This is a genomic window from Klebsiella sp. (assembly GCF_027492335.1).
GTDB lineage: Bacteria > Pseudomonadota > Gammaproteobacteria > Enterobacterales > Enterobacteriaceae > Klebsiella > Klebsiella huaxiensis.
This window is the reverse complement of record NZ_JAPUEW010000050.1, coordinates 1-15,082: the sequence shown is the minus strand read 5'-3', so window position 1 is coordinate 15,082 and position 15,082 is coordinate 1. Positions and strand designations below refer to the sequence as shown.

At 52.6% G+C, this 15,082-nt stretch carries 14 protein-coding genes; 5 read left to right on the top strand and 9 right to left on the bottom strand.

Features of this window, described 5'->3' with window-relative positions; translation table 11 throughout:
* Positions 1 to 191 precede the first annotated feature (191 nt).
* The 4 genes from QVF11_RS15990 to QVF11_RS15975 are packed head-to-tail and all read left to right on the top strand — an operon-like array spanning position 192 to position 5,367.
* The gene (locus QVF11_RS15990) at positions 192 to 2,696 is read left to right on the top strand and encodes a fimbria/pilus outer membrane usher protein (protein ID WP_287858187.1); all 2,505 of its coding nucleotides are present in this window, start codon (positions 192 to 194) and stop codon (positions 2,694 to 2,696) included.
* A 49-nt stretch (positions 2,697 to 2,745) separates the two neighbouring features.
* Complete coding sequence (locus tag QVF11_RS15985; protein WP_287858186.1) at positions 2,746 to 3,471, top strand: fimbrial biogenesis chaperone; 726 nt, start codon at positions 2,746 to 2,748, stop codon at positions 3,469 to 3,471.
* Positions 3,468 to 4,733, top strand: a complete 1,266-nt coding sequence (locus tag QVF11_RS15980) for a fimbrial protein (RefSeq protein ID WP_287858185.1) — start codon at positions 3,468 to 3,470, stop codon at positions 4,731 to 4,733. Before QVF11_RS15985 ends, QVF11_RS15980 begins: the two co-directional genes overlap by 4 nt.
* Positions 4,734 to 4,761: 28 nt before the next feature.
* The gene (locus QVF11_RS15975; RefSeq protein ID WP_287858183.1) at positions 4,762 to 5,367 is read left to right on the top strand and encodes a hypothetical protein; all 606 of its coding nucleotides are present in this window, start codon (positions 4,762 to 4,764) and stop codon (positions 5,365 to 5,367) included.
* Positions 5,368 to 5,382: 15 nt separating this feature from the next.
* On the opposite strand, the gene QVF11_RS15970 is transcribed toward QVF11_RS15975, so the two are convergent.
* From QVF11_RS15970 to QVF11_RS15930, 9 genes are all read right to left on the bottom strand, one after another.
* Entirely contained in the window at positions 5,383 to 6,864 is a 1,482-nt protein-coding gene (locus tag QVF11_RS15970) for an EAL domain-containing protein (protein WP_407657793.1), read from the bottom strand.
* Positions 6,851 to 7,756: a fimbrial protein gene (locus QVF11_RS15965; protein WP_112216573.1), complete on the bottom strand. Its 906-nt coding sequence runs from the start codon at positions 7,754 to 7,756 to the stop codon at positions 6,851 to 6,853. The genes QVF11_RS15970 and QVF11_RS15965 overlap by 14 nt, the downstream gene beginning before the upstream one ends.
* A 17-nt stretch (positions 7,757 to 7,773) precedes the next feature.
* Complete coding sequence (gene fimG / locus QVF11_RS15960; RefSeq protein ID WP_112216572.1) at positions 7,774 to 8,277, bottom strand: type 1 fimbrial minor subunit FimG; 504 nt, start codon at positions 8,275 to 8,277, stop codon at positions 7,774 to 7,776.
* 12 nt (positions 8,278 to 8,289) lie between these two features.
* Complete coding sequence (gene fimF / locus QVF11_RS15955) at positions 8,290 to 8,817, bottom strand: type 1 fimbrial adaptor subunit FimF (RefSeq protein ID WP_287858235.1); 528 nt, start codon at positions 8,815 to 8,817, stop codon at positions 8,290 to 8,292.
* Positions 8,818 to 8,830: 13 nt separating this feature from the next.
* Positions 8,831 to 11,458: a fimbrial biogenesis usher protein gene (locus tag QVF11_RS15950; RefSeq protein WP_112216570.1), complete on the bottom strand. Its 2,628-nt coding sequence runs from the start codon at positions 11,456 to 11,458 to the stop codon at positions 8,831 to 8,833.
* Positions 11,459 to 11,534: 76 nt separating this feature from the next.
* Entirely contained in the window at positions 11,535 to 12,224 is a 690-nt protein-coding gene (locus QVF11_RS15945; protein ID WP_376767697.1) for a fimbria/pilus periplasmic chaperone, read from the bottom strand.
* Between the two features lie 66 nt (positions 12,225 to 12,290).
* Positions 12,291 to 12,830 carry a type 1 fimbrial minor subunit FimI gene (fimI, locus tag QVF11_RS15940; protein ID WP_130624362.1) on the bottom strand — a complete coding sequence of 180 codons (540 nt, stop codon included), beginning with the start codon at positions 12,828 to 12,830 and terminating at the stop codon, positions 12,291 to 12,293.
* A gap of 72 nt (positions 12,831 to 12,902) precedes the next feature.
* Positions 12,903 to 13,445, bottom strand: coding sequence for a type 1 fimbrial major subunit FimA (gene fimA, locus QVF11_RS15935; protein ID WP_110275408.1), 543 nt, complete (start codon positions 13,443 to 13,445; stop codon positions 12,903 to 12,905).
* A gap of 40 nt (positions 13,446 to 13,485) precedes the next feature.
* On the bottom strand, positions 13,486 to 13,986 hold the full coding sequence (locus QVF11_RS15930) for a helix-turn-helix transcriptional regulator (RefSeq protein WP_110275407.1): 501 nt from the start codon (positions 13,984 to 13,986) through the stop codon (positions 13,486 to 13,488).
* A gap of 784 nt (positions 13,987 to 14,770) precedes the next feature.
* Here QVF11_RS15930 and QVF11_RS15925 point away from each other — a divergent pair.
* The coding region (locus QVF11_RS15925; protein WP_287858182.1) for a winged helix-turn-helix domain-containing protein at positions 14,771 to 15,082 on the top strand (312 nt) is incomplete at its 3' end.

Below are 15,082 nucleotides of genomic sequence, written 5' to 3'. Positions count from 1 at the left end.
GCAGGCTGTTTCTTTATTACGCAGCGGCGTGTTTGACAGACCAGAATCGGCAACACGAAAAACAATAATACAGTAAAGAGGGTAACGGAATGCCAACAGCAAGCCCGTCTTCATTCGCCACGGACAGAAAGAATTCCCGGTGTTTCTCTGCAAGATGGCTTCGCCCGGGAATTCTTTGTGTCTTCGGTTGTGTGGCCACAAGTACTCTGGCTGACACAGATTTTGAAGAGGTCTTTTTACGCAGGGACAGAGGTGAGGCATCGCCAGAGGTTTTTATCTGGCGTGATGCCATCACTCCGGGAATGAAACCTGTCGACATCAGAGTAAACGAAAATCTGGCCGAGCATATGGAGGTTCGTTTCGTCGACAACGGCAAACAAAGGGTTATCCCTTGCCTTTCGCGCGAACAGTTGCAGGCGCTGGGAATCAAGATTGAATTATATGATGATGCGGCCACTACCGGGAAAGATGCGTTAACAGAATGCGAACGTGTGGAGCAGAAGATCCCCTCATCCACAGTGGTTTATGATGCCGCGCAGCAGGTGCTGAACCTGACGGTTCCGCAGGAGGCAATTGATAAGCAGCGTTTTATTATGATTGCTCCAGCAGAGTGGGATCATGGTGTGCCGAGCTTGAGAACCAGCTATAACGGTTATTTTTATACGACTAAAACCAAGGGTTATTCGGGTGAAAACGGGGACAGCGATGATACCACTTCGCGCAGCGCCTATCTTAACCTGAATACCATCGGCTCTCTTGGCGCCTGGAGGCTGTTCAGCATTGACTCCTTTTATCGCAACCCAGGAAGCGGCTGGGAGTCGAATCATGATCGTTCTTATTTGAGCCGCGATATTGCGCTTCTGCGCAGCAGCTTGCAGGCCGGTGAGATTTATACTGATACATCAGGGTACATGGTTGGCGCTATTCCGATGACCGGGGTATCGCTGGCCACCAGTCAAAAAATGTCTATGGATAATCAGTTCAGCTACTCTCCGGTTGTACGTGGAGTCGCCAGGACTAACGCGCGCCTGGTGATTCGCCAGCGTGGAAATATTATCTACAGCACCACCCTGACGCCCGGGCCCTTTGCCATCGATGATTTGTACAGTGCCCAGGTGGGCGCTGACCTGGAAGTCACCGTCGAAGAGTCGGATGGTCAGGTACAGGTATTCCATGTTCCTTATACCGCATTGCCGAACATGATACGACCAGGGGCCTCACGCTATAGCCTGGCGTTAGGGCGCTATCGCAATCAGGGACACGGCACGAAAGAGCCCTGGTTAACGAGCGGAAGCCTCGAGTACGGGCTGGAAAAATTCACCCTCAGCGGTTCCTCCCTGATCTCTGAAGAGTATCAGTCTCTTTCTGCCGGAGTGGCGTGGAACGTGGGGAGTATTGGCGCATTTTCCACCGAAATTGCCCATGCCCGGCATAAGGAAACCTGGGGTGAAGGCAACATTCGCGATGGTTCGGCGGTACGCTTTTTATATGCCCGTCACTTTGATGCGACGGGCACCTCCTTGCAGATCCTCGGCTATCAGTACCGTTCTGCTGATTTTCTGGAGTTTCCGGAGTTTCTTTCTCGCCAGAGCTATGAGCGTATCGGGGGATATTCCTGGGGCGATTCAGAGTGGATGCAGCGTAAACGCAGCCGGGTGGAGATGACCCTCAACCAAAGCCTGAGTCAATACGGCAGTCTCTATCTGGGGATGAGTGAGGACCGCTACTACGGGACCAGTCGTAAAAGCACCTCGATTAGCGGAGGCGCCGGGACCACGATAGGCTCTGCCAGCGTCTCTCTGTCTCTGACGAGGACCCGGGATACCAATAATTCAGATACCCAAATAGGGTTGTCCGTTAGCCTGCCGCTGGGCATTTTTGACGCGCGCAGCCGTGATTATGGCTCCATTAACTACAGCATTAATCGCGATCGTAATAATCAGTACAGCCAGTCGATGGGCTATTCCGGTAGCACCCTGGACAGCCGGGTCAACTATTCCGCCAACGTGATGCGCGATGCGCATGGGGAGTATAGCCAGTCGGGAACGGTGGGCTACAACGGTAGTCTGGCCAGCATATCCGGGGGGATGAGCCACAGCAGCGGTCATAGCCAGTATTCGGCTGGCATGAGCGGCGGTGTCACCTTGTATCGCGGCGGGGTAGTGCTTTCCCCGCAGTTGGGCAACACGGTAGCTATTATTGAAACGCCTGGCGCATCAGGTATCAGCGTCTCAGGGGCGGGTAATGCTGAGACCGACTATTTTGGTCACGCCATGGTGACCTGGTTGACGCCGTATCGTTACAACGACATCAGTCTGGATACCGGTCGTAGCGCCAAATCACAAAATGTTGAACTGAAGGAGTCTTCCCGCCGGGTCGTGCCTAGCGAAGGCGCGGCGGTATTACTGAAATTTGCTACCCGCGTCGGTCGCCGCGCGATGGTGGATATTCAAAGCCATAAAAAAATCCCGCTCGGTGCAATGGTGTACCTGGCAGGGGAAAAAGAGGAAGCGGGGATTGTCGGCAATCACGGCCAGGCTTATCTGAGCGGCCTCGATGCCCGTAATGACCAGCAGCTGAGCGTTGTATGGGGTAAGCAGCAGGGAGAGCAGTGCAGCTTTACGCTACTTGCGCTGCCTGAAGGACGCCAGTCACCGGAAGACTGGTACAAGAAACAAACTGTGAACTGCCGTTGATGACGTTAAGTCACAAACGGCAGCATAAAAAGGATGAAGGGAGATAAGCATGATGATCAACACCAAATCGATACTGGGCGTAATGTTAGTGGCTGGCGCAATAGCCGTACCAGCAGAGTCAGCGGTTCGTCCCCAGCTAACGCGTATCGTGGCCTATGCCGAAGACCGGGAAACGCCGGTGGAAATTGTCAATGAGAGTACGGAAACCTACATGGTGCAGTCCTGGCTGGAGGATACCGACGGAAAAGATAAAGATATCCCGCTGGTGCTGACCCCGCCGGTGATGAAACTTGAGGGCAAAAAGAATGGCAAGCTTCGTCTGGTGGTGATGAAAGGCAATATTCCTCAGGACAAGGAGTCTGTGTACTGGCTGTCCCTGCAGGAAATCCCGCCTAAAGCCGATGATAATGGCAATAGCCTGGTGATTGCGATTCGCAGTCGCTTGAAGGTATTTGTTCGTCCAGCGGGGCTGGATGCCCAGGGAAATGTCGATGCACCGTCAAAGCTGACGTGGCGAATGGAGCAGGCGGACGGGAAGCGCTGGCTACGGGCGACGAACCCCAGCGTTTACTATGTCAGCTTCGGTGAGCTTTCGGTAAAAGGGCTGGGTACGGCAAAACGTCTGGACGATAAGTATCTGATGGTGCCGCCGGGAGGAAGTGAACGTTATGAACTGCCATCCTCAATCAAGGGCAATAACATTAGTGTGACGTGGAGCGGGATGAACGATTGGGGTGGGGCAGGCAAAGAGCAGACGGCGGAGGTGCACCAGTGAACGGTTTATTAAAGGCGGTAACATGCTCAGGTATAGTCGCATTCGCTGGAATGACTGTCGCGGAAGTCTCTGCCGCGACTCACAGTTTCACTGCTGCATGGTCTAGCGGAACTGTGGTGGGGCAGGTAGCTGCCTGGTGTAATTATATTGTGCCTGACGAAAGACCGCTGACGGTACCTCGAACATTTGTTGTCGGTAATGATGTGCCGAACGGAACCGAGATTTTTTCGTGGGGCTATGGTGAGGCATTTTCTGATTTTATTGTTCTCTGTACCTCCAGCGGGATTAGCGGCGGCGGCGCAGACATTGATGGCTATTTAGATAGTCGCATACTTATGTCTTATGATACTGGAGGTTATATTCCACTTAGCGACAGCGGACTGGGTCTGAAACTCTGGTTCAGATATAATACTTCGCCAGGATTTAATTATACGGGATGTGGGGGGGTAACCGTTCAGTGTGAGTACTATGATACCTCTTATTACTCTCCTTCCTATACTCAGAAGGTCCCCGTTGGTACTGAGGTTGATGGTACTTTAGCAGGATATACATCTCAGGGGGTAACGCAAGCTATGAGGAAGTACAGATTTAACTTTTCCCCAGTGAATTATATTTTTCCTACTCATACGGGAAGCGTTTCAGTAAGAATGTCGTTAGTTAAAATAGGCACAATACAATATAATGGTGCACTGACCGCAAAATCTCCAGCCATCGCCATGCGTAACACCATTCGCCAGAATACAAACACGGCGACTTTAACCGGGTTTTTAGATGGTTCGGGTATCACGATAGCCCCACCTGCCTGCCAATTGAAAACCACGGATTACACTTTACCGATGGGGCGCTGGGCGGCAGACGTGATTAATTATACCGGTGCGCCAGCCTACGGCGCGCAGGTGCCGGTTAATCTCTCTCTTGAGTGTACGGGTAAAGTAAATCATGTTCGTTTTCGATTCGAAGATACCGGTACATCGCTTTCCAGCAACAAGAATATCAGCCTGTATGATACTGCCGGAGGAAGCAAGATTGAGGGGTTGGAAATTGAAATGTTATACAACGGCAGTAAGGTGAATGTTGATAATACGACAATAACGGATACCGGAAGCCACGGCGCTTTTGTTTCTCTGACACCCGCTTTTGATTCTTTTGGCACGGCGGCTTTCCATGCCCGCTATGTCCAGAATGCTGCCGTGACGCGTTCTGGAGCTAACTACACCGGACCTGTAACGGGTAAAGTGAACATGTATGTGACTTACGATTAGCTGGCAGAATAATCATGGGAGGCGAGTGATGCCCGTAAGAGATAAGTCATATCATATTATTACCGACAATTATTATCTGGGGAACGGTATTCTTTCGGTATTAACTGAGACCGTCACTGAAGTTGCTGCATGTTATACCACCCTGCTGGATGAAAAAGGGGGTAATCTTAGCGAGCTTCGGGAGAGAATAGCACAATACCCGGTGACCTTAATTATCCTGTCGGTGAGATGTATTCGGCTACGAAAAACGATTTTAAATGAATTGGGGATGTGCAAAGGGAATGTGCTGGTTTTATCTCCCCCAGGGTTATTCAGTCGGGGACAGCACTGGCTCGATATTCATGAGGTTGTTGTTATTCCAGAAAATATTTCTATTGGCGATTTTTTACAGTGTGTTTTCACCGCTAGTAGCGGATCGCTAAATATACGGATTAGCCGCAGCGAGTATTGTATTATTGAAAGTTTGCTTCAGGGCGGAGGGCTGAAGGAAATTTCACTGAAAACCGGATGCTCACCGCGATATGTTAATATCTTAAAAAACCGCCTGATGTCCCGTATTGGTGGATTGACGGGTGTGCATGGATTATTGCTGTGCTGGGATATTATTAGGATGAATCCGTTAGCGGGCCGCTGATCTGTTTATGTTTTATCAATACACGCCGGAGGATTGATAGTTAACCCCTGGTGAGATTTTCTGGATAAGATCCGCCACGTTGTCCCTGCTGACCGGTGGCGAGAGGTAATATCCCTGAAAGCGATTGATTCCCAGTGCACGTAATTGGTTGAATTTTTCCTGGCTGTCTACGCCTTCGGCAATGCAGCGGCTACCGGTAAGCTGGCAATAATAGATCAGACTCTTTATCAGAGTCAGCGCGTGCAGGTCGCACTGCATATCTTTCACAATACTCATATCTAACTTATATGCGTCGAATATGACCGTGCGCACCGGAAACATCACGCTGCTTTGTGAAAAGCAGTCATCCAACATGATACGAAAGCCGCGCTTGCGTAGTCGGGCGATATTTTCAGCTATTTTTCCATGTTGATTAGGGTCTATGGTTTCAGCAAATTCTAGCACTAGTCGGTCAGACATTCGGGGATGACGTAGCTGCTGACGCGCCGTTTCCATCATTCTGATCAGGTTTTCATTGTTGGCGATAGCGGTGGGAATATTCACCGAGAAATAACACTCGCCAGGATGCTGATTAATATTCTGTACCGCCTCCTGAAGCACAAACGCGGTCAGTACCAGCCATGCGTACTCAGAATGTACCTGTGGCAAAAAATCGCCGGCAAGCAGTACATCGCCATTCCGACGCCAGCGGGAAAGGATCTCTATTCCCCGTACCTGCAGATGCTCATCGGTGATCGGCTGGAAAACCGGGAAAATTTGCCGACTGTAAATAGCATGCACAAATTCGCGCTCAAAAGTGGACAGCGCGTTGAGGGCTTCATTTGTCGTTCCTTTGAGATGACCGCCGGGAAAACAAGCGGCCAGCTGAGGGTGGTGTTCCAACATCTTTTTCAGTCCTGCAGTTCTTTGGTTGTAGAGGGTTTTGTGGCTGATGCCGCGGCGTTTTGCCTGGACGATAGCGCTGTATTCACTGAATAAACCAAGAATGGCGTTGAGCTCCGGCCTGGTTAGCCCGCCGGGGCGTTTTCCACGAACTTGTGCCTCTTCGTCTGATAATTGCTCAAGTAAAGGATAGCTCTCGAGAATGTGGTCCTGAAGCAGTGCTGACAGGCAGGAGACGGGGAGGTCGGAGGCGGCGGCACGCACTTCAGAAAGCAGATGCCGGTCTGTAACCTGATGCAACAGTGTGTGCCACAGCCAGTTGGCCGGGCTGCGGCTAAGGAGCAACATTGGTAGCGGCATGTCGGAGTGCTCCAGCAGGTCTGCGGCTTGCCGTAGTGTGCTAAGGAGCTTGCCTGGCGCGTCGGGCAAAAACACCACGATACGGTGAACGTGGGTGTTGACGGGTATCACCAGGTCGTCAGAGGACAGCACCACGGGCGGCATCCCGCCTTCAATCATCATGGCGACTAGTCCCGTGGCGGCCAGCGAGCAGGGAGACAAGATATAATCCCCCCTCGACTCGCAGTCTGGTATGGGCGAATTATTCGTAAACAAAGGTCACCCCGATAATAGATTGCACGTTGCCCGCCGTCACCTGTCCACTGGTACGTGCATAGTTGGCGGTTAATCCCAGGCTGACCGCTGAGGTGCTCACGGATCCTAACGACACAAGGCTGTTAGCGGGAACGACACTGCCGTTACGCGTCAACTGAACACCAATCCCCTGGGCCGGGGAGGCCGACGCGGTATTAGTAAATATCGAATTAGCCGCGTTTTCCGTGGTGCCGGAGAGGTAATAACCCAGATTCTGGCTTTGTGCGCAGTAAACCGTCAGCGGAATTGCGGCCGAAGCGGGGTATTCCGGCAGCGTCACCGTCACATCGCGGGCAGAAACGTCGCAGCCGCCCGTCGGAACCACGACGTCGTTGTTGGCGTAAATATTCCACACGAACTGGAAGTCGTCGTTATCCTTGTTGTTGGTCTGACGCAGGATTAGCACGGCGATTAATGACCCGGCGGAAATTGCCACCCCGCCTGCGGTGCTGATGGGCGTCAGGTAGAGGACCGTAGGCCAGGGTTTATCGATCTTGGTATCATAAGTCATCCGCGCCGTTTCGCTGGTGGTTGGAAACGGATAGCTGGTGCCGTTGTATCTGACGGTACCGGAAAAGCTCGACAGCACGCCGCCGTATGCCGAGCCGCGCTGTAGCGTCACATAATCGATCATGGTGTCCGGATAGTCGTTATGGCAAAAAATCTGCGTTGAGAGATCTACCACCAGGTTCTGCCCGACGCTGACCGCTGGAGCGAGGTTGACGTAAACGTTCGCTGTACCACCGCCGATGGGGATGGTGACGCCAGCTGCGGTTTTGCAGGCGAATGACCAGGCGTTTAGCGACCAGCCCGCCAGCAGCAGCGTCATCAGCAGGGTTAATATTTTTCTCATTACTCTGTTCTCCTGGCTCAGGCGTAGGTGTAGGTGACGTTAATCACTGCCTGAATAGTTCCCTGGGTGGCCCCGCCGTTGACCGTCAGCGCTCTGACTTGTAGCGGGAAGCTGGCGGACTGGGTTGCATCATCCACCTGGACCTCTTTTTTCGCGCCGGTATTCAACGTGGTACCGCCGTCATCCTGCAGTTCAAGCTGGATATTTCCTGCGGTACCCTGATTCTTGTAGTAGCCAGTGGCATCTGCCGTACCGCTGAAGCTGGCGGTGACCCGCGACGTGCCGACCGGGCAGTTGCTCAGGTTGAGCGCTACGCTGTGCCACGGGGAAGAGGAGCCGGCAGACACCAGACTAAAGGTGTAAAGATCGCCAAGATCAACGGTGGCGTTAAGAGTGGAAACCGTACAGGGTTTGGCCACCACTTTACCGTTAACGGTAATGGTGACGTCGGCGGCCTGTAGCGTTGGGGCGGTCGCTGCCAGCATCGCGGCCAGAAGCCATCCGGTGTGGGTAAATTTCATCAGCGCCTCCGGTTACTGAAATTCGAGAGTGAATGTTGCGGTTGCATTTACGTGTCCGGCGGTCACCGGTACCTGAGTGGCCATCAACCGGGCATAAAAGTTCAACGTGTTGGTCTGGCCGGGGGTCAGCGTGGTCCATGGGATCGTGGCTGACGTGGCGTTAAGCGGTAGCATTGTCTGCTGCGCGTCAAGGATCTGCACGCCCATGCCCGCTGCGGATGTTGCCCCGCCGTCGAGTTTTAGCAAGTCGGTATTGATGCTATCGGCAATACCAACAAAACCGATTTTCACCGCCGTGACCGAGCTGCCGCAGGGCGACAGGACGATGCGAAAGGGCACCAAAGGTGTGGTGGCCCCGACCGCATGGAACTGTTTTGCGGCGTTATCCAGCAGGTCGACGGTAAAATCTTTGGATTCGCCCGCGACGGCGCAGGCGTTATCGCGAACGTAACCGCTGATGGTGATGGTGCTGTCCGCCGCGCTGGCGTTGGCAACCACCAGTGACAGGATGGCGCACAGCAGATAAAGGGTTTTTCTCATCATCATGGTTTCCTTAGCGGCACTCGGCTGATAGCTGGCTCAGCATCTGGTTCTGGCTTTCCGGCGACAGGCTATAGTCGGCTTCGCAGCTGGCGTTCGGGCCTTCACCCCATTTCGCCTGCACTTTGCCGACCAGCGGCATCCCGCTCAAATAAACCTGGCCGTTGTCGGCGACGATGCTGCTGCCCTGGTTGCTGTCCGAGGTGACCAGCGCGCCGAAGGGGACCGGTTTGCCGTTATAGATAAGCGACATCAGTAGCTTGAGCCCGACGTGAGCTTTAAATTCAGCGCGGACAATCGCCCCGTGGGTCGGGACCACGCTGGCCACCGCATCGTCCAGATCGACGTTATCGGCGAGGCTGTTGGTATTCAGCGCCACCCGGTTTTCCCGGTATTCGGTGGCGTAAGGCAGCACGGCGTAACCTCGCCAGTCGGTCTGAACCCCGGTCTGGTTTTCCACTTTCACATTGTCAGCGCCGGGGGCCTTAATCAGCACCACGGTGTCGTTCATTGGTTGGCTCAGGGTGACGCCATCGGCATGGGCCAGTACGCCGCCGCTCAGACCGTAATAAAGCTGCTTGATGCCGTCGCTGCGGCTATAGCCGATATTGGCGTTGCCGTAGCCGCCACGGTAGTTCAGCGCGGTGTAGCCGGTCGCGCCGCTGTTGCCTTCGCCGCCGCCCGCGTAGCCGGTCTGCACGCTGTAGCTCAGGTTGTTATCTTCCAGCAGCGTGCCGTACAGGCCTGCGAGGCTGGTGGTCCGGCCGTTGAGATCGTTTGACATGCTGTAGCTGGCGCTGGCGTGTCGCCAGGCGGAGTTGCTGTCCGAGCGCATCCAGTGGCTGAACGGAATATTGACGTTAACCGCCAGCATCTGATCGCGCCCCTGCTGCCAGGCGTTTTTGGTCAGGCTGTAGCTCAGCGTCCAGTTAATATCGTCGACGGCGGCGTTCAGTCCAGCCTGTAGCTGCTGATCGGCCTTGCCGGTGCCCCAGTAGGTTTGATGGCTACCGCTCAGATAGAGGGTGGCGGTACGACCCAATTGTTGGGTGACACTGAGCTGTACCTTGCCGCGCTTGTTGTAAGCGAGGTTGTAGTAGTCGGTGAACTTCGGCTTCACTTCAACCACGCCATCCTGCGTTTCGACGTTGTAGCCGCTCATCCGATTGTAGGTGGTATCGGCGAAGCTGAAATAGCCGCGCGTGGAGTAGCGATATCCCACCAGCTGGATATTGGTGCCGGTATCCGTGAGCGATTTGTTATACAGAAAGCGTATTGACTGCCCCTGATGATCGCTGTCATCGGGCAGAGTGGCGTTGGCCTGAGTGATGTCCACAGACAAGGCACCCAGTTCGCCCATATTTTTACCCACGCCGAGGTTAAAGGCGCGATAGCGGTCCGCCAGTTGGGTGCCGCCGTACAGCGTCCAGCCAGCCGGAAGCCCGTGCAGTAGGGTGCCCTGGAAGAATTTCGGTTTTTCCTGCTGGGTGCTGCCGCTGCGGTATTCACCGGTAGTGACGGCATAGCGGGTATGGCCTTCGCGCTGGAGCACCGGGACCGACGAGTAGGGGACACTGATGACCTGGCTGCTGCCGTCTGCCTCTTTGATGGTCACCTGCAGATCGCCGCCGCTGCCTGCGGCATAGAGATCGTTAATAGTGAACGGACCAGGCGGTACCGTACTTTGGTAGATCTCATAGCCGTTCTGTTTCACCGAGACCTGGGCCGTGCCGCGGGCAATCCCGTGGATTACCGGGGCAAAGCCCTTCTGGCTATCCGGCAGCATGTTATCGTCGGACGCCAACTGTACGCCGCGGAAGTTAATGCCGTCGAAAACATCGCCGTTGGTATAGCTGTCGCCGAGCGTCAGGCGTGAGCGCAGCAGCGTGATGTCACGCTCCAGCCAGGTGTTAACGTGCTGCCATTTGTTTTCACTGATCGACGAGCTACCGCTGCTGCTGTAGCTCCAGGTGGTGTTATCACGCAGGCGCCAGGCGCCCAGATTCAGGCCGCTTTGCAGGTTCAGGTAGGCGTAGTTGCTGCTGCCGCCCACGTCGTTGTGGACGTTGTTGCCGGTGAAATTGTAGTTCAGCAGTCCGGCGTTAATTCCGTGGTCCCAGAGCTCAGGCGGAATATAGCCGCGGGCGCGGTTGCCCATAAATGCTTGGGGAACGGTTATCCAGAGCCGCTGCTGCCCGGCATCAAAGCGGGTAGTGGCGTCTTTTATCATCTCGGTCAACGGCACGCAGGCGTCCGCTGCCAGTACGTCGATTCCGGCAATGGCCAACGTATTGACGCCCATGCTGGCAAGCTGCCCACGCGTCAGGCAGGGGGCCAGTTCGTGGTTTTTTTCGTCGACATTAAAGGTGACATCGCGGGTGGTCATATACCCGTCATTCAGATAGATATCGGCGCGATAGGTACCTGGCGGCAACTCCTGGCCTTTTTCAAAACCGGAAAGATCCGCTACGGCTGCGGGATCGTCCGCCAGAAAACGCGGGTTAAAATAGAGTTCCGCCTGTGCATAAAAGGCTGGTGAGGCAAGTAAAAAGGCAAGAGGGATCTGCGCGAATATGCGCGCAGATCCTGGAGCAATGCGCCGGGTATCCAAACAGTCGAGTCCATATTTCAGATGTGACATAGTCCCTCCGGTCCAAAGTCGCCCGGCAATCGGTATATTTTCAGTTCAGGGGGGGAGAGCGCGGCTCCCCGTTCAGTTACTGCATAGCGCCTTTCATACGCGGAGTCAGTGCGCCGTAGTCGTTGATCGTCCGATAGGTAATTTCGCTACCTGCATCGGAGGGTAACTGGACGGTGGTTTCGCCCATCGGCGGGACCAGCGCATTTTTCAGGATGCGGGTTCCGGCATTGAGCTCGGTAACCGTCTGAAAATAAGGCGTCGGATTAATCAGCGTGAGCGAGCCCGCGCTGCGACGAAACTTCAGCTTTTCCGGAGCCTGATCCGGCGGCAGCGCCAGCTTTGCCGGGCGATAATAGAGCTTGATGCGGCTGATAATCGCCAGCTGCAGGGTATTGTCGCTGAGTTTCGATTTGTCCATCGACGGGATAGCTTTGACGTTCATCCAGAACAGGGTTTCCCGGTCTTGTGGCAACTGGTTATTGGTGGCATCAAGGATGCGCAGGGTGTTCTCCTTTTTCCCCTGCATGGCAAACAGCGGCGGAGTGATAACAAAACGTCCGTCTTTCACGCCATCGGCATTTTCTACCCAGGACTGAATCAGATAGGTGTTCTCGTCGTTATTGGTTACTGCCAACTGAACTTGCTTTTGCCCGGACGGATAAATGACGCGAGTTGCACCCAGCGCGACCCCGGCTTGCGCCTGCGCGGCGAAACCGGTGGTGGCGATCAGTAAAAGTCCTGCCAGTAAACCGCGCATCCCGCGCATAGTACCCAGTGTATTTTTCATGCTTACCTCTTTCTTACTCACTGTTATTCCTGTTACCGGTACTGATTACTGGTAGGTCAGGGAGAACCAGGCCTGAGCATTTGCTGCTCCTCCGGTGACCTGATTCCCGGTGGAACGATATTTGGCGACAAAATGCAGGGTAGTCGGACCCGTGTGCAATTGTGTCCATGATGCTGGTGGCGCATTGAGTGGGATCAGATTGCCTGTTTTATCAAACAGGGCCACGCCAATACCGGTGGCGATCCCCGGTCCTTCGCCCACCGAGAGCACGTCCGGGTTTTTACCGTCCGCGACGCCGTGAAATGCCACGCCAACGCGCTGGCTCACGGCGGTACTGCACTCCTGCAGGTGAATGTCGAAGGGGACGGGATTGGTATCCTCGCCCGCAGAATGAAACCGATTGCTGCTGATTTGCCCCATCTTGACCGTCATCTGCCGATCGCCCGCTTCAACGCGGCATGACTCGGCAATGACAAGCCCCTGGAAACGCATGCCACCGCCGGGCAGCATGATGTCCCACTGGTTACCGGCCAGCGCCAGCGGTGGGAGCAAAAATATCAACAGACCTGACTTCATCCTTTGCATCGTTATCACCCCAGTCTTAATTCGGATAACGGGCCATCCTGGCCCGATGTGCTTCCCTGCCTGATGAAGAAATTACTCGTACTGCACTTTAAAGGTAGCGTCAGCGTTAGCAGTACCCGCAGTGGCTGCACCTGTCGCGAAGTAGCGAGCCTGGAACGGGATGACGTTGGTGCCATCGTTCAGAGTGGTTTGCGCACCGAAGGTTGCACCATCCAGCGCCAGTGGCACACCGGTACGGTCAAGGATCTGCACGCCGACGTTAGTCGCGCCGCCCGCAGCGGAGTTCTGCAGTGCCAGTACGGTTGGGTTGGTGCTGTCAATCGCCGTGCCGGTGAAAGCGATGGCCGCTTTTTCGGAAACGGTAGTGTCACAATCATTCAGCTGGATGTTAAAGCCGACTGCAGAGCTGGTGCTGCCCGCGGTAGCGAGACGTGCTGAACGAACCTGGCCTAACTGAACGGTCTGGTCGATAGAACCGGCATCAACTGCACAGGCTGCGTTAACCACTTCACCTTTAAAATGCACCGTCCCGCCGTTCACCGTGGCATCCGCTGCCAGGGCCGCTGCAGAGCTCAGGGACAATGCTGAAATAACGATGAGTGCTAATTTGTTCATGGTAAATCTCCTGTTGATTAAATAATCCTGAAGCGGTGCTTCACTTAAAAAAACATTTGTTGTTAAAAAATAATTTTTGAAACGTAATCCTATTTCTACAACCCAGCTTATTCATCAGGTTGCGGCGATGCGTATAAATAGTCTTAAGTTTCACGCCAAATTCTTCTGCTATTTCCTGGTTGCTTTCCCCTCTGCTTAACATACTTAATATCTGCTTTTCACGCAGACTCAGATGGAATTTAGTATGATAGTTTCCCGACATCTCTTTCTTTAAGAAGAAATTCAGGATGCTCTTTGTGTTACTCTTTTTGTCTAGTACTGTTATTTTTTCAAACAGCTCCGACTTATAAAAGGCTAAGTCGCTGGATGCAAAGGCAACAATGTTCTTATTCGAAAAATAAATCCACTCCGAGCCTGAAAGATCATTGGAGTCCAGGTCTATAATCAAAAAGAAATTGTCAATAAACTCTACCCCAAGCAGTTCAATAAGGCCCCGGGTAAAATATTTATCCTTAGATAAAATATTAGTTGATAGATTCATATCTGAACGCAATCTCATCCTTGGGTTGACCTTTAACTCATCGTTATTAAAACCATTCAGCGAATTAGGAGTAATCTACCATCGCATATCGTTATGAGACACGCAGCAGATAAGCTAAAGGATTTAATGGCTATTAAACACACAGATTGCAGGGTTATATGTTGCTAAACTGGCTGTCTGGTGGTTTAAAATCTCAAATTTCAATGTCCATAACGACTTTTATATAAATAAAATGATAGGATTTAGTTATCATTTTACGTAAAACAATAGGCATGCTCTTTATATTGGAATTTTCTTAGGGAATATTCTTTCCTGCTTTCCAGTGTTACTTATCATTAGTACGCTAAGAGCATATTTTTGTTCTTTTATACTCATATAAAATATCTTCATATTCCGCTCCGGGCATCTAATCCTGAAGAGGAAAATACCACCATAAATGCTATGTGTTATCATGAAATTAGTTACATGATGTTATTATTTTATGCTTATGTATTTGTCTCTTAATCTTCACCGCAGCAGCAGGCTTCTTTATCTCTGCTTATCGCGGCGTGGTCATGTTGTCTCCAGTGGAAGGTGAGCTCCGATAAGTCAGGCTGCCCCCTTGTTTCGATGAGAACAATAATACCACTGAATTTTTTATTGGTTATATGTATTTTGTTTTTTCGATTTTTAGATGTTATAATCTAATTTATAAGAAAATTATAATGGAATTCAGCATAAGATGCTGTTTATGCTAAATCTATGCGGATTGTGTGCGTCTGAAGATTATTTGAAAGGCTAGTATATGATCTACAAAATTCAAGGTACGATTCATTTCAGGAGTGATGACGGGCTGGTATGGCTCGATGATGACTCTAACGTCGCGCTAACAGCGACAACAAGTCGCCTGCTTAAATTCCTTTTAGACCATAGGGAGCGTGTGGTTTATCGGGATGAGATCCTTGAAAAAGTCTGGGATGCGCATGGGCTACGAACTTCCAGCCATAGTCTCAATAAGTATATTTCGGACCTGAGAGCCGTATTCAGGAATATGGGGTGTACTGAAGAGGTTATTGTTACCGTGCCCAAAATTGGGTTCAGGGTATCTGAAAGCATT

Coding starts and splice junctions, on each gene's coding strand:
- QVF11_RS15985 (WP_287858186.1), top strand. CDS start 2,746: ATGATGATCAACACCAAATCGATACTGGGCGTAATGTTAGTGGCTGGC.
- QVF11_RS15930 (WP_110275407.1), bottom strand. CDS start 13,986: ATGAATCTATCAACTAATATTTTATCTAAGGATAAATATTTTACCCGG.
- fimF (WP_287858235.1), bottom strand. CDS start 8,817: ATGAGAAAAACCCTTTATCTGCTGTGCGCCATCCTGTCACTGGTGGTT.
- QVF11_RS15965 (WP_112216573.1), bottom strand. CDS start 7,756: ATGAGAAAAATATTAACCCTGCTGATGACGCTGCTGCTGGCGGGCTGG.
- fimA (WP_110275408.1), bottom strand. CDS start 13,445: ATGAACAAATTAGCACTCATCGTTATTTCAGCATTGTCCCTGAGCTCT.
- fimG (WP_112216572.1), bottom strand. CDS start 8,277: ATGAAATTTACCCACACCGGATGGCTTCTGGCCGCGATGCTGGCAGCG.
- QVF11_RS15950 (WP_112216570.1), bottom strand. CDS start 11,458: ATGTCACATCTGAAATATGGACTCGACTGTTTGGATACCCGGCGCATT.
- fimI (WP_130624362.1), bottom strand. CDS start 12,830: ATGCAAAGGATGAAGTCAGGTCTGTTGATATTTTTGCTCCCACCGCTG.
- QVF11_RS15975 (WP_287858183.1), top strand. CDS start 4,762: ATGCCCGTAAGAGATAAGTCATATCATATTATTACCGACAATTATTAT.
- QVF11_RS15945 (WP_376767697.1), bottom strand. CDS start 12,224: ATGCGCGGGATGCGCGGTTTACTGGCAGGACTTTTACTGATCGCCACC.